We start from the raw sequence: 19,476 nt of genomic DNA on the forward strand, positions 1-19,476 counted from the left end.
AATCGATCGAAGTCCAAAACGATTCGGAGAGAAGCGACCATGACAGAGATTAGGGATGTCACCAAATTAAAGCAGAGTTTGCAAGTAGCTGAACTTTACTATCAGGATAATTTAAGTCAGTTACAAATCTCGAAACAATTAGGGGTTTCTCGGCCAACGGTTTCCCGGTTGATTCAGTATGCCAAGGACAACGGGTTGGTGAAAATCCAGATCATTAATCCATTGGTAGATTCTCAGGTGTTAGGCCAACAGTTGGCAGAAAAATACGGGGCCCAGTTTCACGTTGTGCCCAACAACTACGCGGGGATGGCTTCACTTTCTGATAGCGTTGGTAAATTTGCCGCCGATTATTTGACATCAGTGGTTGAACCTGGTGACGTCATTGGAATTGGCTGGGGTCATACCATTCATGCGGTGACCAAACAGGTTGAGGAGCAGAATGCAGCTGGTGTTCAGGTTGTTCAACTCAAAGGGAGTATCAGTCATTCTCAGGAGAAAACTTGGGCGTACGAAAGTGTCAATGAGTTGGCACGGGCTTACCACACCCAGCCTGAATACCTGCCGTTACCCGTCATCTTTGATCATAAAGTGACCAAGGACATGGTCGAAAGCGATCGGCACATCAAAAGCATATTGGACCTCGGCCGCAAAGCCAACGTTGCTTTGTTCACGGTTGGCACGGTTCGATCTGAAGCGTTAATTTTTCAATTGGGGTATTTTAACAAACAGGAAAAAGCTCAATTGCAGAAAGAGGTCATCGGTGACGTATTTTCACGGTTTATTGATCGAGATGGCAAAATTGTCAGCCAGCAAATTGATGATCGCACAATTGGCATTCAACTTGATGACTTAAAGACAAAGAAGTATGCAATCCTGGTGGCAACTGGGAACCGAAAAGTTGCTGGGGTGCACGCGGTGTTGAAAGCAAATTACACAAATTGTGTCATTATTGATCAAAGCTTGGCACAGTTATTGTTGGATTATTGACTAAGAGTCGGGGGATTATTAAGTGGGGGACTTGATAATTTCCCGGATTTTGATAATAGCAATATGTAAACGGTTACTTGGAAGGAGACTTCGTTATGAGAATGGTTGATATTATTCATGCAAAACGTTCAGGAAAAGAACTCACTGAGGAGCAAATTCAATATTTTGTTGACGGCGTAGTGTCGGGCAAAATTCCTGATTACCAAACCAGCGCCTTATTAATGGCGATCTTCTTTAAGGGAATGACGACTGAAGAGCAGTCGACCTTAACGATGAAAATGATGGAATCCGGCGATCATCTGGACTTGAGCAGCATTCATGGTGTCAAAGTCGATAAGCATTCCACTGGTGGGGTGGGAGACAAAACAAGTATTCCTTTGGCAACGGTGGTGGCCGCTTTAGGGATCCCGGTACCCATGATCTCCGGTCGGGGCCTCGGCCATACCGGTGGAACCCTGGATAAACTGGAAGCCATTCCAGGCTATCAGGTTGAAATTAGTGAGCAGGATTTCATTAAACAAGTCAAGAAGGATCACTTAGCCATTATCGGCGCCACGGGAAATATTGCGCCGGCCGATAAGAAGATCTACGCCTTACGTGACGTAACCGATACGGTTGATTCAATTCCACTAATTGCCGGTTCAATTATGAGCAAAAAGATTGCTTCTGGGACCGATGCCTTGGTGATTGATGTTAAAACTGGTGCGGGCGCCTTCATGAAGACATTGGAAGATTCTAAAGCGCTTGCCAGGGCCTTGGTTGACATTGGCAAAGGCGTTGGCATGCAATTTATGGCGCTGATTACCGACATGAACCAGTCATTAGGGAATGCGATTGGCAACTCACTTGAGATTGAAGAATCAATTGATTTATTGAAAGGTAATGGCCCAGCTGATTTGGAAAAACTGATTGTGACTATTGGTGGCTACATGGCAGTCATGGGTGACAAAGCTAAAACGACTGCTGAAGGGCAGAAAATGTGTGAGGAAGTCATTCATAATGGCCAGGCCTTAGACAGCTTCGAAGCGATGGTTAGGGATCAGGGTGGTGATCCCAATGTTGTCAACGATCCAAATGGGGTCTTGCCCCAGGCTAAATACCAAATTCAATTACCTGCCAAAACATCAGGTGTGATTGCTAAAATTGTTGCCGATGAAGTTGGCGTTGCCAGCATGTTACTCGGTGGCGGCCGTCAAAAGGCTGACAATCAATTGGATTACTCGGTTGGTATTGTACTCAATAAAAAGATTGGTGATAAGGTCGAATCTGGTGAACCGCTGTTAACGATTTATAGTAATCGTGAAGAGGTTGATGATATTAAGAAATTGTTGTATGACAATATTGAAGTGGCAGACACAGCCAAAGTGCCAGAGTTGATTTACACAACGATTGAGTAAGCCGATTTTAATCAGTGAATCAGCCATAATGATGATGTAATTTTGGAACCATCATAATCCATCCCCAAAAGCTTCACCTGCGATGCATAAGTAGCGCTCAGAGGTGAAGCTTTTTTGCTGCTCATTTGAACTGAAGCTACTTTAAATATCTGTTATTTAAAAAAATCTTTACGGGTCCTCGCAACCCGTGTACAATGACGTTTATCGGCATGCCGTTAACCAGAATAGTTTGATATTCAAACTAATATGGTATATGATGTGTTTTGTTCAAATATTTAAAAAAATCTTTACGGGTCCTCGCAACCTGTATACAATGACGTTTATCGGCATGCCGTTAACCAGAATAGTTTGATATTCAAACTAATATGGTATATGATGTGTTTTGTTCAAAATGAGGGCTTCATGTTTTTAATTTTAAGGGACGCCTCTCAATAATTAGTTCGGGTTTCGAACTAATTTAATTGAATGTAGATGTTTGCAACTGAAAGGAAGAAATCAATGAGTGTATTAGATGCAGCTGAAATTATGGATTTGATTCCGAACCGTTACCCAATCCTGTTTATGGATAAGGTCGACGAATTAAATCCTGGTGAGTCAATTGTTTGTACCAAGAACGTGACAATTAATGAAGAATTTTTCCAAGGCCATTTTCCTGGCAATCCAGTCATGCCTGGTGTGTTGATCATTGAGTCACTTGCCCAAGCCGCTTCAATTTTGATTTTAAAGACAGAGAAATATCAAGGCAAAACGGCTTATCTGGGGGCAATTGACAGTGCCAAATTCAGAAAAGTCGTTCGTCCGGGCGATGTCCTTAAACTACACGTCACCATGGAAAAACAACGTGACAATATGGGCAAAGTCAAGTGTGAAGCAAAGGTCGAAGATAAGGTTGCCTGTTCTGCAGAGTTAACGTTTATCGTCCCTGATCCTAAGAAGAAAATCTAATTTGGACAAATTGGTAGGAGACCAATCTCATGAATGCAATAAGTGATGAAATTAAAGAAGACTACAACTTCATTAGCGATTCTTTGGTGGACATTTATGATCAGATTATGCGAATCGAAGAGAGCGAAATCAAGAAGAGCCGTTTTAAGGACATCACCGCAAAAGAATTGCATTTGGTCCATACGATTGGCTTACATGACCATAAAACGACGTCCGAGGTTGCTCGGATCTTGCGATTGAGCAAGGGAACGCTGACAGCTAATTTAAATAATTTGGAACGCAAAGGGTACATTTCCCGGATAAGTAATCAACGGGATCGGCGAATCATTAATTTGGTGTTAACTAGTAAAGGCCGACTGCTTTACCGAGCCCATTATGCATTCCATCGAAAATTGGTTGAGCAGTGTCTCAAGGGATTCGACGGTTCGGATATCAAAAAAATGAAGCAAGCGTTAATGAACGTGGAAGATTTTATTGGTGAGGTTTCGGGTAGATGAAATTTGAAGATTTCAAAATCATGGCAACAGCCAGTTCGGCACCTGACCACGTTGTGACTAACGATGAGTTAGCGACGATGATGGATACGTCAGATGAGTGGATCACGCAACGGACCGGGATTAAGCGCAGACGGATTGCGACTGAGGAAACGACCAGTTCAATGTGTACTGATGTGGCGACACAATTAACTGCCCAAAGTGACTTAACTGCTAAAGATATTGATTTGATTGCGGTGGCTACGATGTCGCCGGATTATCTCACCCCATCTGTGAGTGCGATGGTTCAAGGTAATATTGGGGCGGATCATGCCATTGCCTTTGATATTGACGCAGCCTGTTCAGGATTTGTTTACGGGTTACATTTGGTAAAACAGATGTTGATTGCCAATCAGCAAAAAAATGCCATTTTGATTGGTGGCGAAACCCTCAGCAAATTGTTGGATTGGTCTGATCGATCCACCGCAGTGCTGTTTGGCGATGGTGCTGGCGGCGTTTTGATTCGAAACACAGCTGTGGATAAGGGTTCGTTTATCAGTGAAGATCTGCGGACATTAGGTAATCTGGGTCAATATTTAACTGCTGGCCAAACAGGCAATCCGTCACCATTTGCAACAGATCAACAGCCATTTTCACCGTTCTTCAAGATGAATGGCCGGCGAGTTTATAGCTTCGCCGTTAAGAACGTGCCAGAATCAATTAACGACGCCTTGAAGCAGGCCAATTTAACGGCTGATGAGGTTGACTGTTTTGTTTTACATCAGGCCAACCGACGGATTGTGGAACGGATCGCCGATGAATTGGCGGTCTCGATGGCTAAGTTTCCAATTAACATTGATGAATATGGAAACACCGCTGCGGCCAGCGAACCAATTTTGTTAGATCAATTAGTTAAACAAAAAATCATTAAAAGGGGGGATGTCATCGCCCTATCCGGATTTGGCGGCGGATTAACGGTTGGAACCATGATTATGAAATATTAGCAAGCAATGAACATTGATGAACAAAAAAAGAATAACAAACATTTGGAGGAAATTTATTATGACTAAAGAAGAAGTATTCAACAAGATCAAGGACATTATCGTAGACCAATTGGACGTAGACGCTGACAAGGTTAAAGAAAACACCAATTTCAAGAACGACTTGGATTTAGACAGTTTGGACATCTTTGAAGTGATTGACAAGATCGAAGACCTTTACGATATCGAAATCGATACTGATGAAGGTATGGAAACTGTCGGTGAATTAGTTGATTACGTTTTGAAGCAAAAAACTGACAAGTAGGTCGATAATTTGAAACTAGGTTATTTATTTAGCGGCCAAGGTAAGCAATTTGACGAAATGGGACAGGACTTGTATCAACAAGAACCTGTTTATCGGCAAACAATTGATCAAGCTTCCGAAGCTTTGAATATGGATATGAGCGATGCCACCGTTTTTGATAATCCGGTCAATACCCAAGTGGCGATTGTCGCCATGAGTACAGGGATTGAACGGATTATCAATCAAGATTTTGGTGATCCAGTTGGTGCCACTGGTTTGAGTCTTGGTGAGTATAGCGCGATTGTCGCTGCCAAGGGATTGGACTTCAGTGATGCCCTTCAATTGGTTCGTGATCGCAGTCACTACATGGATCAAGCCGGTCAGGATCATCCTGGCAAAATGGCGGCTGTCTTAAAAACGACTGCTGACATGGTCGACCAAGCGGTAAAAGTCGGTTCGAAGAAGGGTGAGATCTATGCAGCCAATTACAACACAGATTCTCAAATTGTGATTGGTGGTTCCATTGAGGGGCTTCAGGCAGCTACCGATTATCTGCATGAGCACGGTGTTAAACGGGTTGTCCCGTTGAAAATGACGGTTGCGTCTCACACCCCATTTATGCAGGAGGCCTCCGATTTGTTGGCAAAACGAATTCAAGATGTCTCGTTTAACCAGTTGGCTTTCTCAGTGATCAGTAACACAACGTCTCAACCTTTCGAAGTTAACACGATTAAGCAAACGTTAATCGATCAGCTCATTAATCCAACCCATTTTTATAACTGCATTCAACAGCTTACTCAATTGGGTGTTGATACAGTTGTTGAACTGGGCCCTGGCGATACGCTGATGAAGTTTGCCAAGAATGTGGTGGCGAACGATCATACATTCCATATTGATAGTGTTAAGACGTTAAACGATTTTCGATCAAAAGCAAAGTTGGTGAAATAATGAGTGACACAAAACAAGTTGCATTAGTAACCGGAGCTGCCAAGGGAATTGGCCTGGCAATCGCTAAACGGCTTTCAAGTGATGGGATGACAGTTGTGATTAACTCACACCATCCCTTAACTGACGAAGAGAAACAAAGCTTTTCAGACGCAGGCTTTTCATTTGATAATTTGGTTGGCGATGTGGCTAATGAAGCCGACGCTGAAAAAATAGTCGGCGAAGTTGTTAAAAAATACGGTCAAATTGACGTTCTGGTGAACAATGCCGGCATTACAAAGGACAAGTTGTTAAGCCGGTTAAAGTTAGCTGATTTTAAAGCCGTGATCGACACGAACCTGGTGGGTGCTTTTAACATGACCAAGTTTGCGATGAAATTCATGCAAAAGAGCCGCTCAGGGGCCATTGTGAACCTGTCCAGCATTTCTGGGTTACATGGTAATTTGGGTCAGGCAAATTATTCAGCCAGCAAGGCCGGACTAGTCGGGTTAACGAAGACCGCTGCCAGAGAGGGTGCCCTGAGAAATATTCGGTGTAACGCAGTTGCCCCCGGAATGGTTGCCACTGACATGACTGGTAAAATGAGCGAACGCCGACAAAAAGAATTTAAGGATCAGATTCCGTTGAAACGATTTGCCGAACCTGATGAGATTGCCGACGCGGTCGCATTTTTGATTCATAATCAGTACATCACTGGCCAAGTGGTCACGGTCGATGGCGGTTTAACAATTTAGAGTTGTTGAAGGAGTAAATTAATGAGCAGAGTAGTGATTACCGGAATGGGAATTGTTTCCCCAATTGGAAACGATGTTGAAAGTTTTTTGAAGAATTTATTTGCTTCTAAAGTGGGCATTAATCAAATTACCAAATTTGACGCAGAGCCGACTGGCATTACCGTTGCTGGTGAGGTGAAAGACTTTGACCCGTTAAAACGAGTTGACAAGAAGTTTGCCAAGCGAAATGACTTGTTCTGTACTTATGCACTGTATAGTGCCAAAGAAGCAATGGAGATGGCTGGTCTCACCGAAGACAACATTGATCCTGAAGATCTTGGCGTGATTTATGGTTCTGGAATTGGTGGCTTGACCACTATTCAAGAACAGGTTATCAAGATGCATGATAAGAGCCCTAAGCGGGTATCCCCATTGTTTGTTCCGGATTCAATTATTAATATGGCGGCCGGTAACATTTCGATTGCTTTTAATGCGCTGAACACCAGCCAGGGAATTGTCACCGCCTGTTCATCAGGAACTAACGCGATTGGAAATGCGTTTGAGTATATCAAGCAAGGCAAGGCGAAGGCCATTATTGCGGGTGGAACCGAAGCGTCAGTGAATGAAATTGGAATTTCTGGCTTCGCGGCCTTAACGGCATTGTCCAAGGAAACTGATCCAAAGAAGGCTTCAATTCCATTTGATAAGGATCGGAATGGATTTGTGCTTGGTGAAGGTTCTGGAACTGTGATCCTTGAAGATTACGATCACGCCAAAGCCCGCCATGCCAATATTTTAGCTGAAATTGTTGGTTATGGAACCACCAGCGACGCCTATCATATGACTGCCCCGGATCCAGAAGGCAAGGGTGCCATTCGTGCCATGCAACAAGCGGTTGATGAAGCCGGCGTCGATGAAACCGAAGTTGATTACATCAATGCTCATGGAACCAGCACCCATGCTAACGACAGCGCCGAATCTAAAGCTATTAAACAAGTCTTTGCCAAGAATGACCATGTTAAAGTCAGCAGTACCAAAGGGATGACTGGCCATGCACTGGGAGCTGCCGGCGCAATTGAAGCCGTTGCAACGATTGGCGCAATCCAGCATAACCAGATGCCCGTGAACGTCGGTGTGGTTAACCAAGACGAAGCCTGTGATATTGAGTTGGTTAACGACGACAATAAAAAAGCCCCCGTAAATTACGCAATTAGTAACTCATTTGGTTTTGGAGGCCATAACGCGGTAATTGCATTTAAGGGATGTGATTAAACAATGAATGAGAAAGAAATTGAACGCTTGCTTGAGAAATTTGATCAATCATCACTGAAAGACTTCGAATTGACTCAGGATGACTTCAAATTAAAGTTGAGTAAACGTGAGCAGAATGACCAAGTTGTTGTTCAGCAGCCGACTGGTTCTAAAACGCCAGTCAGTGAAGTGCCAAAATCTACCAGTGCCAATTCTCAACCTGCTGGCGAGCCGCAACAGTCAGTCAAGGACAATGTTGCCGAAATTAAGGCACCGTTTGTCGGCGTCGTTTACTTTGCACCAAGTCCGGATAAACCGGTTTATAAAAAACAGGGTGACCACGTTGAAAAAGGTGAGGTCGTTTGTGTGATTGAAGCCATGAAGATGATCAACGAGGTCAAGAGCGATGTCACTGGAACAATTTCTAATATTTTAGTTGAAGATGGGAGCATGGTCGAATATGACCAGCCGATTTTTCAAGTCACGAAGGGGTAATTAAATGAAACCAGCAGTAAATGATGTCATTCCACAGCGTTATCCCTTTGAAATGATTGATAAGTTTATTGATGTTCAACCAGGAGTTTCAGCCTCAGCCATTAAGCTGATTTCGATTAATGAGTGGTTCTTTGCCAACCAAACGAGTAGTCGATTAGCAGTGCCACGCCCAATTATGATCGAGGCAATGGCTCAAACCGGGGTTGCGGCGATTTTGTCGATTCCTGAAAATAAAGGGAAGAATGTCTTTTTCGGTGGAATCAAGAATGCCACTTTTCAAGATGACTTTCGACCCGGTGACAAATTGGAATTTGAAGTTGTCATGAAAAAATTGAAACGGAATATTGGCTTGGGTCACGGGACGATTCATCGTGATGGCCAATCAATTTGTGAAGCTGATTTAATTTTTGCAGTTGAATAACGGAGGTGAGCAGATGTTTAAAAAAGTATTAGTGGCTAATCGTGGTGAAATTGCCGTCCAAATTATTCGGGCACTGCACGATATGGGCATCACGGCGGTAGCAGTCTATTCTAGTGCTGATAAAGACAGTTTGTTCGTTCACTTAGCTGATGAGGCAATCTGTATTGGTGGGCCACAACCGAGCGAGTCGTATCTCAATATGGCTCAAATCATTAGTGCTGCTAACCTGACTGGGTGTGAAGCAATTCATCCTGGCTACGGATTCTTGTCAGAGAACGCCGAATTTGCGGAACTCTGCGAAACCTGTCATATCAAGTTTGTCGGTCCCAGTCACGAATTGATTTCGCTGATGGGTGATAAATCAAATGCCAGAGAAGCCATGGAAAAAGCTGGCGTGCCAGTAATTCCTGGTAGCCAGGGAGTTGTCAAAACAACCAGCCAAGCAGAAACAGTTGCAGAAAAAGTTGGCTTCCCAGTCTTATTGAAGTCAGCTGCAGGTGGCGGTGGTAAGGGAATTCGTGAGGTTGATCGACCAGAAGATCTTCATAGTGCCTTCGAGCAGACTCAACAAGAAGCCCGGGTATCGTTCAACGACGATGATATTTATGTCGAAAAATTGATTCGAAATGCCAAACACGTCGAAATGCAAGTCATTGCCGATGAATTTAACCACGTGGTCTATCTGCCAGAGCGGGATTGTTCCCTTCAGCGGAACCACCAAAAGGTGATCGAGGAAAGCCCCTGTGTCCAGATTTCACCGACTGAACGGAAAAAATTGGGCGAAATTGTTGCCAATGCAACTTTAAAATTAGGCTATACCAATACAGGGACCTATGAATTCTTGATGACCGAAGACCACCACTTTTACTTCATGGAAATGAACACCAGACTTCAAGTTGAGCACACGATTACCGAAGAAGTGACCGGTATCGAATTGGTTAAAGCCCAGCTGAAGGTTGCTGATGGGCAAGAGTTGCCATTTACGCAAGCAGATGCAGCCGTAAAGGGACATGCCCTTGAGTGTCGTCTCAACGCCGAAGATCCTAGTCATAACTTCGCTCCCCGACCAGGTCGGATTAATCATTTGTTCTTTCCGGCTGGGTCACTCGGAGTTCGAATTGATTCCGGGGTCGCCCAGGGAAGCTTTATTTCACCATTCTATGATTCAATGATTGCCAAAGTGATCGTTCATTTGAATGATCGAAATACCGTAATTGCCAAGATGAATCGAATTCTAGGGGAACTCAAGATCAATGGGGTAGTGACTAATCAAACCTTCTTAAAGTATTTGATTAACACTGCTGAATTTAATTCCGGCCAGTATTCAACCAACTTTATCGAGAATCAGGTTTTAACGAACAAGGAGGGATTCCATGTTGCAGAGTCGGTTTAAAATGCCCAGTCATGACGAATTAGTCAAACGAATGGATGCAATCCCCGACCATGTACTGCGGGAATGCCCAATTTGTCATGCCAAGTTTTTATCGATGAGGTTGGGCCGTGACCATACGTGTCCAAAGTGTGGGTATGGTTTTCGGATTTTGGCCAAACGGCGTGTCAAGATCACATTTGATAAGTTCACTGAAATTGATCAAAATATCACGGTTCCTGATCGATACACTGATGAGAAGTATCGAGCTAAGATTGCCAAAGCCAAGAAAGTAACTGGTCTTAACGAAAGTGTGCTGACTGGAATTGGGTCGCTGAATAAGCAACAGGTTGCTGTGGGTATTATGGATCCATTTTGGATCATGGGTAGTCTGGGCAGTGCAACCGGTGAAAAAATTACCCGGTTGTTTGAACTGGCCACTCGAAAGGATTTACCAGTGGTCATGTTCACCTCTTCAGGTGGTGCTCGGATGCAGGAAGGCCTACACTCCTTGATGCAAATGGCAAAGGTTTCCAGTGCCGTTGCGGAACATAGTGCGGCTGGGTTATTGTACATCGTGGTTCTTTGCGATCCAACGACTGGTGGGGTGACTGCCAGTTTTGCAATGGACGGGGACATCATTTTAGCTGAACCACACGCTTTAGTGGGATTTGCCGGTCGTCGTGTAATCGAACAAACAATCATGCAAACACCCCCCAAAGATTTTCAAAGCGCTGAAACCGTCATGAAACATGGCTTCATTGATCAGATTGTGAAACGGTCCGACATGAAGAAAACACTGACCCAACTCCTCCGCTTACATACAAAGGAGAATGCATATGGTTAATAAAACAGCCTATCAGCGGGTTCAAGGTGCTCGTAGAAAAGATAAAATTTCGACTGCAGAGCTGATTCATGGTTTGACAACTGACTTCTTTGAGCTCCATGGCGATCGATTAGAGGCGGATGATCACGCGTTGATTGGTGGAGTTGGTTTGTTGAACAACCGGCCAATCACGGTTGTGGGTATCCAAAAGGGCGCTGATACTGACGAGAATATTGACCGTCATTTTGGGAGTTCGACGCCGCAAGGTTATCGCAAAGCACTACGCTTAATGAAGCAAGCTGAAAAATTCCACCGGCCCATTTTGGCGTTGGTTAATACACCAGGTGCCTGGCCAGACGTGGAATCCGAATATCATGGTCAGGGCTCAGCAGTTGCTCAATGTATCATTCAGGGGATGCAGCTCAAGGTACCTTATATCAGTATCATTGTTGGCGAAGGTGGGAGTGGGGGAGCTCTCGCCTTGGCATGTGGTGATCAGGTGTTGATGTTTGAGGACAGTATTTACTCCGTTCTCTCGCCCGAAGGCTATGCAAGTATTATGTGGAAAGATTCTTCAAAGGTGCAACAGGCTGCCGAAGAACTTGGGTTAACTCCAGAGAGTTTACTGAAAGATGGTATTATTAATCAAATTATTCATGAATATAAACCTGGTGATGATTTAAGTGATTTGCGCGACTTCTTGGACAAACAGTTTACCGAACTCGAGAATTTGCCAATGAGCGAATTAATTGAACAGAGACAACGACGTTTTAGAAATTATTAATTCTTGAATTTACACTTTAAGTGCAACACTAATTAAATAAAGAATGGCCCATGGCCAAATTTCTGTAAAATGATGTTTGCGAAAACAATCATGAAAGGAATTTAGCCATGGATCACTACAAGCATATGCAGAACAAATGAATAATCGTCCCCGTAAATGTCTCGGATGGGAAACGCCTTATGAAATATTCTTTAATGTAGTGTTGCACTTAATTTGACAATTCAAGTTAAAAATAAAATGGAGGCCCAATCATGAGTGGCTTTTTAGATGGTAAAACAATCGTAATCATGGGGGTTGCGAATAAGCGAAGCATTGCTTGGGGATGTACTCAGGCAATTATGAACCAGGGCGCAAAAGTTGTCCTGACGTATCAAAATGATCGGATCAAGAAGAGTCTGAAGCGCTTTGTTCCCGAAGACCTGGACTTACTTGAATGTGACGTTTCAGAAGATGAAAACATTGAAAAGGCGTTCGCTGAAATTGGCGACCGCTATGGTAAGATTGACGGTGTCATTCATGCCATTGCTTATGCTGACAAGGATACATTGACTTCTGGATTGGTTAATACCACTAAAGATGGGTATGATTTAGCCCAAAATATCAGTGCTTATTCATTAATTGCAGTTGCCAGATATGCTCAACCAGTGCTGAACAACCCAGCCAGCATCTTGACGTTGACTTACTTTGGGTCCACTCGGGCAATCCCTAATTACAATATGATGGGCGTTGCCAAAGCCGCTTTGGAAGCCAACGTCCGTTATTTAGCATCAGATTTAGGTGCGACTGGTATTCGAGTGAACGCAATTTCTGCTGGGGCCGTTAAGACATTGGCAGTTACTGGGATTAAACATCATGGCGAGTTATTAAAAGAATCCGAATCACGGACAGTTGATCAAAAGAGTGTTACAACTGATGAAATTGGTAACGTTGCTGCCTTTTTGATGAGTGATTTGTCAACTGGAATGACCGGCGATGTGGTATATGTTGATAAGGGCGTTCATCTGATTTAATCAGGACGGTCAATTGTCAAAGCCGGCGAGGAAAATGAGGTAATAAAATGGCGGATCATCAATCACAGATTTTACGAGCATTATTGGAACTGGATAACCGTTATATTTCCGGAAATGAACTTGCTCGGCACTTCAACATCAGTCGGCCGGCCGTTTATAATAACATTCAAAAGCTTAAGCAAAAGGGGCATCTGATTGAGACGAAGAAGGGATTGGGATACAGCTATCAGAAGTCAAAATGTTTTGATGCTCAAGTGATCGATCATTATCGAGTGACAACTTACCCGGTCAGAACGCACGTGTTTGATCGGCTAACTTCAACCAATGATTACGCTAAGCAGTACGGCACCGAAAAAACGGTGTACAAGCCCCAGATCTTCGTGACGGATACCCAGACGAAAGGGCGTGGGCGCTTGGGTCGGCGATTTTATTCACCAGCCAAGACCGGTATCTATATGAGCTTGCTGATTCCGATTCAAACTCGCCAAACGCTGCATTCCGGGTTAATCACAACTGGCACAGCCGTCTGTGTAGTTCGTTCACTTCAACCCTTTTTTCCACAGGTCGATTTTCGCGTGAAATGGGTCAATGATATTCTTGCTCATGACAAAAAATGTGGTGGGATTTTGACTGAGACAACTGCCAGTCTTGAAGATGGCTCTCATGAAAATGTGATCGTGGGGATTGGTCTCAACGTTGATTCAGATGACTTTCCGGATCCGATTAAACACAAAGCCGGCGCAATTGTTGCTCATAGCCAAATTGACCGCAATAAGATTGTGGCCAAGATTATCGACAATTTCTTTTACATGTATCAAACTTACCAAACTGGCAATTTTTTGTCGGAATATGCGCAATTATCAGATATCCTGGGTCGAAAGATTCGGGTCGAAATGGGCAGCCGGGTCTATCTGGGCATTGCTGATCATTTCGATAATGAAGGGGCATTGGTGATGAACACTGATTCAGGCCAGCTGACAGTTTCTAGTGGTGAAGTGACGAAAGTTTATTTACCAGAGAATGGTTATACTGGCTGAGCTAATCCATTACATTTATGGTTAACTTGGATTGGGGTTCACTTAACCGTTAACAACTCATAGGAGCGTTTAGATGAAAATCAGAGAAATTGTTCAAACGGCACTGATTACTGCAACCATTATTATTTTGGGAATGATCCCACCGTTACCACTTGGTTTCATTCCGGTTCCAATTGTGATGCAGAATTTGGGAATCATGTTAGCAGCCGTAATTTTAGGACCCAAAAAAGGAACCCTGGCGATTTTCGGGTTCCTCTTGCTGGCGTTGATTGGTTTTCCAGTGCTCAGTGGTGGTCAGGCAGGGCCTGCATTTTTTGCCGGACCAACTGGCGGCTATTTGCTCGGGTGGTTATTAACGCCACTCATGATCGGCTATGGTCTTTCCCGGCCATTTATTAACCGTCGTTGGAGTTGATTAAGTATTATCTGGTTCGCCGGCGTCTTATTGGTCGATGTTATCGGCTCAGTCTGGTTATGGCTGGTCAGCCCGATTTCATTGATTGGGTCACTCGTGTCAAATTTGGCATTTATTCCGGCGGATACATTGAAAGCAGTGGCTGTTTATTTGGTGGCCGAGAGAATGCGGATTTGGAATAAAGAAACCACTCGTTTATAAGAATACAAAAATTGATAGTGTCCAACAGATAAGGCTCATCATCCGAAATTCAAATTCTCGAATTTCGAATGATGGGCCTTATCTAGTAACGGACGATTTTTAAAGTGGCTTTATTCAGAATTTCAAGGGAACTGAGAAGTCGTTTGATTGTTGACGAGGTTGAATTTAACGGGTGCTTTTTTGACTCCAAAATTGAATCGCTTTTTCGAGATGATCCAGATCAATAGAAGTCACGCTGCCATCACCATTTGTTATCATCAGACTGGGCAAGGCGGTAATGCCAATCCGGTAAAAAAGGGATTGGTAGTCATCTGGGTCAGCATCAGCAAAATCGAAATAATAAGCCTGTATCGAATTTAATTTCAGCGCGTATTTCAATTTAGGAACAATGAGGCGACTCAGTCGATCGCGAGGGCTGCCAATAAAAATCAATTTGCACTGAGATTCTTGAATCAGGGCGGTTAGTTTCTGCAGATCGACTGGGGAAATAAGCTTGGAAGGTTTCATCTCTTTGCGGTAGCGATGGCTTTCAAACGCTAAAATGATGGTTTCAAATAAGTGCCAGTTAAATATTTTTGAAAGGATCATCAAAATTAATAACGGCAGAGAAAAGATGTACAATGTCAAATCAATACAGAAAAGTAATAGGATTTTAAATATAATCGAATCATAGCCACCCGGGATAAGCACTGTCGCATTACTGGTCTGAACCGCTAAAAAATAGGCAGAACTATCCACCCCACGATTCAACGCGTCATCATGGACATGAACGCCTCCTATCAGGCATTCGTGCACGAACTATTCCCTAACGCCGAACTCATTATTGATCGGTTCCACATTATTCAATTAATGGGCCGGACGATGGATACCATTCGCACTCAATGTTTAAAGCAACTCGACAAGCATTCGCGGGAATATAAAGTACTGAAATCACTATGGCGCCTATTCCACAAGGCCAACCCTGACGCACAAAAGAGCCGCTACCTCTTCGGCCTGAATGAGTACTCGACCGAACAGAACGCTATTGATATTGGAACCGATACGTTTCCGGCCTTCAAAACAGCTTATGAAACCTACATCGATCTCCACGATGCTTTGATGGGGCGTCACGCTGATGAACTCAAGAATATCATCACTAACTATCAGCCTAACGGCACGCCCCTAGATACGGCCATGCATACCCTACGAAAGAATCTTAATGGAGTAATTAACGCCGCCAAATCGTCCTACTCTAACGGACCGATAGAGGGCATCAACCGTAAGATCAAGGAGCTCAAACGTGCTTGTTATGGCTTCTCCAATCAGGCCAATATGTTCACACGCGTCTACCAGCTGATTGCCTAGATTGTCTACCACAATAACGTCACGATGGTAGGCTTATTTGTTATGCCTTCAAGTACGATATTCAGACAACACACCAGATTAAACGCCGCAACTAATAAAACAACAAAAAAGATCTCCCACACGAGGAGATCTCCAAAGGATAGAAACTATCCTTCAACACCATTTGACAAACTTCCAGTTTATGAGCAATGGCGCGGAGGTTATTGATAAATCTTAATAAAAAGATAAAGACCGTCAACGATTTAATCGAGTGAAGGATCCAATTGGTCTGTTTAAATTCTGCGAAGCGCTAACCGTATTGGGCTAACTTTTAACGGCTCCGGCAACCAGAAAACTGATATCGAGTGGTGTCACGTCGTTGGTTAGATTGCCAATCGAAATGAAGTCGGCGCCGCAGCCCTTAAAGGTGCTGATTGATTCGGCGGTGATCCCTCCAGATGCTTCGACCTTAATCGTTTTTGGGACGAGCTGGCGCCACTGCTTGATCGTTTCAGGGTTCTGATTATCAAACATGATGACATTGGCACCGCCAGCAACGGCTTGGCGAAGTTCTTCTTCGGTTTCCACTTCGACCTCAACTGGGTTGAGGGGGCCGACATGCCGTTTAACGGCCGCAAGCGCCTGGGTCACCCCGCCCGCTAAGGCAATATGGTTGTCCTTTAACATAATCCCGCCAGTTAGGTCAAAACGGTGATTGAAGCCGCCGCCAACGCTGACGGCGTACTTATCAAATAATCGCAAGCCGGGAGCAGTTTTACGAGTATCCGTAATTCGAATGGTCGCATCGTCCAATAGCTTGACGAAGTGTGTCGTCTGGGTGGCAATCCCGCTCATTCGCTGAATTAAGTTAAGGGTGACCCGTTCACCAGATAGTAGGGTTTGGGCTGTCCCGGAAACTGTGCCAATGATGTCGCCGGCCTTAACCGGAGCGCCGTCCGGAATTCGTGGTTTATAGGTTGCGTGACCCAGTAAGTCATAAGTTGCCTGGGGAATTTCTTGACCGCAAATAATGCCACTCTGCTTGGCGATAAATGATCCAGATAGGGGGGTTCCGCCTGGCAGAAACGCGACACTGAGATCCCCGAAACCTAAATCTTCTTTCAAAAATTCGCTGATTTTTTCCTTTAAGACGATGGGATTCATTGGGTGACATCCCCGTTAGGTTGCTGATCAGCGCTGGGCAATGCCAAAACGGCAATCGAACCGATCAACAGTGAAACCATAAAAATGACGAAGATAATACTAATACTAATTTGGTGATCCATTAAGACCCCAATTAAGAGGGGGCCAAAGATTGCGCCGATGCGGCCAATTCCTTGCGCCATGCCGGTCATGGTTCCCCGAATATTGTGAGCATAGAGTTCCGGCGTCAATGCGATAATGGCCCCGTATGCCCCTAAGTTAAAGAAGGAAAGGACACAGCCAGAAATCACGATGAGAAGGGCTGACGCTGATTGGCCAAACATGATGGCGCCAAAGGCCGTTCCCAGCATATAAATGGCAAAGACGTACTTGACCCGAATGCGCTTGGCTAACCACGATGCGCAGAGGTACCCCGGTAATTGGGCAACGACGATGATCGTGGTGTAACCAAAGCTGTTCACGATACCATAGCCCTTATCAACCATGATACTTGGTAACCACATGAACATACCGTAGTAACTGAACATCACCATAAACCAAGCAAGCCAAAGCATCAGTGTCCAGGGTTTAAAAGTGGTTTTCAGACTAACAAGCCAGTGTTGAGTTCCGGTGCTCTTCGGTGCTGTTTCATGAATGTGTTTTCGTAATACAATTGCAAAAACCCCGGCGATTGCGGTTACCACAAGAATTCCCCGCCATCCTAGAACCGGCGATAGGAGAAATGATAAAAATGACGCCACCAACCAGCCGAGGGCCCAAAAACTATCTGCCAGAATTAGCATCTGCGAACGTTTAGTCCCCCTGTAAATGTCGGCAATGTAGGTGGCCGCAACCGGTAATTCCCCGCCAAGCCCCATGCCAACGAAGAAGCGAATGCCTAAAAATGTGTAAAAACCTGGTGAGATGGCCAAAATCAGGTTGCCGATTGAGAATGTCAGCAAGGTGGCGATCAAGGTATTCTTGCGGCCAATCCGATCGGCTAAGTGGCCAAAGTAAAATCCACCACAGACCATGCCAATGGTGCTGACTGAACTAATCAGGCCGGTTTGTGAATTAGATAGTGCCCATTGCTGATGGACGATGGGCATAATAAATGATAGCAACCCGACGTCCATGGCATCAAATAACCAAGCCGTGCCAATAATTAAGAAGATGAACGTGGGGCGTTGTTGCGTGTTATCCATAATAAATGCAAGTTCCTTTCAATTAATAAAAGTACAAAGTACTTTTAAACGAGTAAAATAATAATAAAAGTACCAAGTACTTTTAAACGAGTAAAATAAAAATAGGTTTTACTTTAAATAAGAGAATACACGGATTCTGTGAAAACATCAAGTAAGATAGATTGTAAAATTAATCCGAACGCTGTTCGGACAAAAAAGATCAGCTTCCTTTAAAATGGTGTTTACCACAAACCCATCTTTTAGGAGCTGGTCTTTTGTCTAGTATAACCTATTCCGAACGAATTAAAATCGAAACCTTTTGTGAACTAGGGCTGTCCAATATCCAAATGGGCGTTCGGCTGAACCGATCACGATGTGGTCGGAAAACTAAGCTGATCGATGAGTTAAAGCAAAAAATTCTCAACCATTTATGTCTAAGCTGGTCACCAGGAATGATTGCTCACGAATTTAAACTAGCTACTAAATCTATTTATAATTGGCTAAATCAGGGGAGAATTGGTTTCTCCTTGAATGATCTACCTGAACATGGCGTACGCCAACGGCGGAACGTTGACCAACGATCCAAATATAATCAATCTTTGGGGCGATCAATTGAACAGCGTCCCATGATGATTAATCAACGTAAGCGCATCGGCGATTTTGAACTAGATACAGTCGTTGGTCCTCGTGGGCATAGTAAGGCAGTTTTATTAACTTTAATCGATCGCAAATCACGGTTCCTTTGGGCATACCGGTTAAAAGATCGGACGACAGCGACTGTTAATGAAGCACTAACTAAGTTCCTAACCACTTTTAATGGTCCGGTGCACGGCTTTACTGTGGACCGTGGCACTGAGTTTAGTGGGCTAGTATCACTTGAATCACAATATGGTATTAAGACCTATTACTGCCATGCTTATACTCCAGCTGAACGTGGTAGTAATGAACGCTTTAATCGGAATTTACGTTATTTTTATCCTAAAGGGACTCGTTTTGAGCACATTAGTGCTCAAGATTTAACGACGACGTTACTCCAAATTAACCAGCGACCGCTTAAAATACTCGACTGGCAAATACCGTATCAGGCTATGCTGACAAATTTGTCCAAAAATTCGGATTAAATTTGCAATATACCATAAATATAGTATTCTTACTGATTCTTTAATTTTATATTTGGTTAAAGAGCTAGGCTGCCTGTATAATAGATCCAGTAGAGAAGTTAAGGCGGTGGCTATTTCCAATCGGAGGTGGTGCTTATGGTGTTAAACCTTTA

The 19,476-nt window shown here is 43.9% G+C and carries 20 protein-coding genes and 3 pseudogenes; 20 read left to right on the forward strand and 3 right to left on the reverse strand.

The genetic code is table 11. The features are described from left to right. Positions 1–39 precede the first annotated feature (39 nt). The 18 genes and pseudogenes from ICI50_RS00865 to ICI50_RS00945 all read left to right on the forward strand — a co-directional run bounded on the left by ICI50_RS00865 (position 40) and on the right by ICI50_RS00945 (position 14,553). Positions 40–987, forward strand: coding sequence for a sugar-binding transcriptional regulator (locus tag ICI50_RS00865; RefSeq protein WP_013855199.1), 948 nt, complete (start codon positions 40–42; stop codon positions 985–987). 95 nt (positions 988–1,082) lie between these two features. Next, the gene (locus ICI50_RS00870) at positions 1,083–2,384 is read left to right on the forward strand and encodes a pyrimidine-nucleoside phosphorylase (protein WP_013855200.1); all 1,302 of its coding nucleotides are present in this window, start codon (positions 1,083–1,085) and stop codon (positions 2,382–2,384) included. Positions 2,385–2,882: 498 nt separating this feature from the next. Continuing rightward, positions 2,883–3,329 carry a 3-hydroxyacyl-ACP dehydratase FabZ gene (fabZ, locus tag ICI50_RS00875; RefSeq protein WP_003625233.1) on the forward strand — a complete coding sequence of 149 codons (447 nt, stop codon included), beginning with the start codon at positions 2,883–2,885 and terminating at the stop codon, positions 3,327–3,329. 29 nt (positions 3,330–3,358) lie between these two features. Continuing rightward, positions 3,359–3,826 carry a MarR family winged helix-turn-helix transcriptional regulator gene (locus ICI50_RS00880; protein WP_013855202.1) on the forward strand — a complete coding sequence of 156 codons (468 nt, stop codon included), beginning with the start codon at positions 3,359–3,361 and terminating at the stop codon, positions 3,824–3,826. Next, entirely contained in the window at positions 3,823–4,806 is a 984-nt protein-coding gene (locus ICI50_RS00885; RefSeq protein ID WP_013855203.1) for a beta-ketoacyl-ACP synthase III, read from the forward strand. Before ICI50_RS00880 ends, ICI50_RS00885 begins: the two co-directional genes overlap by 4 nt. Positions 4,807–4,864: 58 nt before the next feature. Further along, positions 4,865–5,107, forward strand: coding sequence for an acyl carrier protein (locus ICI50_RS00890; RefSeq protein ID WP_013855204.1), 243 nt, complete (start codon positions 4,865–4,867; stop codon positions 5,105–5,107). Between the two features lie 9 nt (positions 5,108–5,116). After that, on the forward strand, positions 5,117–6,034 hold the full coding sequence (locus tag ICI50_RS00895; protein ID WP_172985483.1) for an ACP S-malonyltransferase: 918 nt from the start codon (positions 5,117–5,119) through the stop codon (positions 6,032–6,034). Further along, entirely contained in the window at positions 6,034–6,765 is a 732-nt protein-coding gene (locus tag ICI50_RS00900; RefSeq protein ID WP_188891771.1) for a 3-oxoacyl-ACP reductase family protein, read from the forward strand. The genes ICI50_RS00895 and ICI50_RS00900 overlap by 1 nt, the downstream gene beginning before the upstream one ends. A gap of 21 nt (positions 6,766–6,786) precedes the next feature. Next, the gene (fabF, locus tag ICI50_RS00905; protein WP_188891773.1) at positions 6,787–8,016 is read left to right on the forward strand and encodes a beta-ketoacyl-ACP synthase II; all 1,230 of its coding nucleotides are present in this window, start codon (positions 6,787–6,789) and stop codon (positions 8,014–8,016) included. 3 nt (positions 8,017–8,019) lie between these two features. Continuing rightward, positions 8,020–8,490: an acetyl-CoA carboxylase biotin carboxyl carrier protein gene (accB, locus tag ICI50_RS00910; RefSeq protein WP_013855208.1), complete on the forward strand. Its 471-nt coding sequence runs from the start codon at positions 8,020–8,022 to the stop codon at positions 8,488–8,490. Between the two features lie 4 nt (positions 8,491–8,494). Continuing rightward, positions 8,495–8,911: a 3-hydroxyacyl-ACP dehydratase FabZ family protein gene (locus ICI50_RS00915; RefSeq protein WP_013855209.1), complete on the forward strand. Its 417-nt coding sequence runs from the start codon at positions 8,495–8,497 to the stop codon at positions 8,909–8,911. 13 nt (positions 8,912–8,924) lie between these two features. Continuing rightward, positions 8,925–10,304: an acetyl-CoA carboxylase biotin carboxylase subunit gene (gene accC / locus ICI50_RS00920; protein ID WP_013855210.1), complete on the forward strand. Its 1,380-nt coding sequence runs from the start codon at positions 8,925–8,927 to the stop codon at positions 10,302–10,304. Continuing rightward, positions 10,285–11,127 carry an acetyl-CoA carboxylase carboxyltransferase subunit beta gene (locus tag ICI50_RS00925; RefSeq protein WP_013855211.1) on the forward strand — a complete coding sequence of 281 codons (843 nt, stop codon included), beginning with the start codon at positions 10,285–10,287 and terminating at the stop codon, positions 11,125–11,127. Before accC ends, ICI50_RS00925 begins: the two co-directional genes overlap by 20 nt. Beyond that, complete coding sequence (gene accA, locus ICI50_RS00930; RefSeq protein ID WP_013855212.1) at positions 11,120–11,890, forward strand: carboxyltransferase subunit alpha; 771 nt, start codon at positions 11,120–11,122, stop codon at positions 11,888–11,890. The genes ICI50_RS00925 and accA overlap by 8 nt, the downstream gene beginning before the upstream one ends. 115 nt (positions 11,891–12,005) lie before the next feature. Continuing rightward, positions 12,006–12,107: pseudogene (locus ICI50_RS10995) on the forward strand (IS30 family transposase); the annotation flags it as partial. A gap of 34 nt (positions 12,108–12,141) precedes the next feature. Next, positions 12,142–12,900 (forward strand): enoyl-ACP reductase FabI, encoded by a 759-nt coding sequence (gene fabI / locus ICI50_RS00935; RefSeq protein ID WP_054640358.1) that lies wholly within the window; start codon positions 12,142–12,144, stop codon positions 12,898–12,900. A gap of 47 nt (positions 12,901–12,947) precedes the next feature. Continuing rightward, on the forward strand, positions 12,948–13,937 hold the full coding sequence (locus ICI50_RS00940; protein WP_003630368.1) for a biotin--[acetyl-CoA-carboxylase] ligase: 990 nt from the start codon (positions 12,948–12,950) through the stop codon (positions 13,935–13,937). A 73-nt stretch (positions 13,938–14,010) separates the two neighbouring features. Next, positions 14,011–14,553, forward strand: a pseudogene (locus tag ICI50_RS00945) (biotin transporter BioY). A gap of 165 nt (positions 14,554–14,718) precedes the next feature. Here the strand turns inward: ICI50_RS00945 and ICI50_RS00950 are convergent. Then, entirely contained in the window at positions 14,719–15,291 is a 573-nt protein-coding gene (locus tag ICI50_RS00950; protein WP_148234236.1) for a hypothetical protein, read from the reverse strand. A 6-nt stretch (positions 15,292–15,297) separates the two neighbouring features. Here ICI50_RS00950 and ICI50_RS00955 point away from each other — a divergent pair. Continuing rightward, positions 15,298–15,897, forward strand: a pseudogene (locus ICI50_RS00955) (ISL3-like element IS1165 family transposase); the annotation flags it as partial. Positions 15,898–16,200: 303 nt separating this feature from the next. On the opposite strand, the gene nadC reads toward ICI50_RS00955, so the two are convergent. Then, on the reverse strand, positions 16,201–17,040 hold the full coding sequence (nadC, locus tag ICI50_RS00960; RefSeq protein WP_054640360.1) for a carboxylating nicotinate-nucleotide diphosphorylase: 840 nt from the start codon (positions 17,038–17,040) through the stop codon (positions 16,201–16,203). Then, complete coding sequence (locus tag ICI50_RS00965) at positions 17,037–18,224, reverse strand: MFS transporter (RefSeq protein ID WP_023061664.1); 1,188 nt, start codon at positions 18,222–18,224, stop codon at positions 17,037–17,039. The genes nadC and ICI50_RS00965 overlap by 4 nt, the downstream gene beginning before the upstream one ends. A gap of 254 nt (positions 18,225–18,478) precedes the next feature. Between ICI50_RS00965 and ICI50_RS00970 the strand changes: the two genes are divergently transcribed. Further along, a complete protein-coding gene (locus ICI50_RS00970) occupies positions 18,479–19,324 on the forward strand; it encodes an IS30 family transposase (RefSeq protein ID WP_188891775.1) in 846 nt (281 codons plus the stop codon). Positions 19,325–19,476 lie beyond the last annotated feature (152 nt).

It is taken from the genome of Lactobacillus kefiranofaciens (assembly GCF_014656585.1).
Taxonomy (GTDB): Bacteria; Bacillota; Bacilli; order Lactobacillales; family Lactobacillaceae; genus Lactobacillus; species Lactobacillus kefiranofaciens.

Excerpts from the sequence above, each read along its gene's own strand:
- nadC (WP_054640360.1), bottom strand. The coding sequence starts at position 17,040 with ATGAATCCCATCGTCTTAAAGGAAAAAATCAGCGAATTTTTGAAAGAA.
- ICI50_RS00885 (WP_013855203.1), top strand. The coding sequence starts at position 3,823 with ATGAAATTTGAAGATTTCAAAATCATGGCAACAGCCAGTTCGGCACCT.
- ICI50_RS00870 (WP_013855200.1), top strand. The coding sequence starts at position 1,083 with ATGAGAATGGTTGATATTATTCATGCAAAACGTTCAGGAAAAGAACTC.
- accB (WP_013855208.1), top strand. The coding sequence starts at position 8,020 with ATGAATGAGAAAGAAATTGAACGCTTGCTTGAGAAATTTGATCAATCA.
- ICI50_RS00880 (WP_013855202.1), top strand. The coding sequence starts at position 3,359 with ATGAATGCAATAAGTGATGAAATTAAAGAAGACTACAACTTCATTAGC.
- ICI50_RS00865 (WP_013855199.1), top strand. The coding sequence starts at position 40 with ATGACAGAGATTAGGGATGTCACCAAATTAAAGCAGAGTTTGCAAGTA.
- ICI50_RS00940 (WP_003630368.1), top strand. The coding sequence starts at position 12,948 with ATGGCGGATCATCAATCACAGATTTTACGAGCATTATTGGAACTGGAT.
- fabZ (WP_003625233.1), top strand. The coding sequence starts at position 2,883 with ATGAGTGTATTAGATGCAGCTGAAATTATGGATTTGATTCCGAACCGT.
- ICI50_RS00915 (WP_013855209.1), top strand. The coding sequence starts at position 8,495 with ATGAAACCAGCAGTAAATGATGTCATTCCACAGCGTTATCCCTTTGAA.
- accA (WP_013855212.1), top strand. The coding sequence starts at position 11,120 with ATGGTTAATAAAACAGCCTATCAGCGGGTTCAAGGTGCTCGTAGAAAA.
- fabF (WP_188891773.1), top strand. The coding sequence starts at position 6,787 with ATGAGCAGAGTAGTGATTACCGGAATGGGAATTGTTTCCCCAATTGGA.
- accC (WP_013855210.1), top strand. The coding sequence starts at position 8,925 with ATGTTTAAAAAAGTATTAGTGGCTAATCGTGGTGAAATTGCCGTCCAA.
- ICI50_RS00900 (WP_188891771.1), top strand. The coding sequence starts at position 6,034 with ATGAGTGACACAAAACAAGTTGCATTAGTAACCGGAGCTGCCAAGGGA.
- ICI50_RS00890 (WP_013855204.1), top strand. The coding sequence starts at position 4,865 with ATGACTAAAGAAGAAGTATTCAACAAGATCAAGGACATTATCGTAGAC.
- ICI50_RS00965 (WP_023061664.1), bottom strand. The coding sequence starts at position 18,224 with ATGGATAACACGCAACAACGCCCCACGTTCATCTTCTTAATTATTGGC.
- ICI50_RS00925 (WP_013855211.1), top strand. The coding sequence starts at position 10,285 with ATGTTGCAGAGTCGGTTTAAAATGCCCAGTCATGACGAATTAGTCAAA.
- fabI (WP_054640358.1), top strand. The coding sequence starts at position 12,142 with ATGAGTGGCTTTTTAGATGGTAAAACAATCGTAATCATGGGGGTTGCG.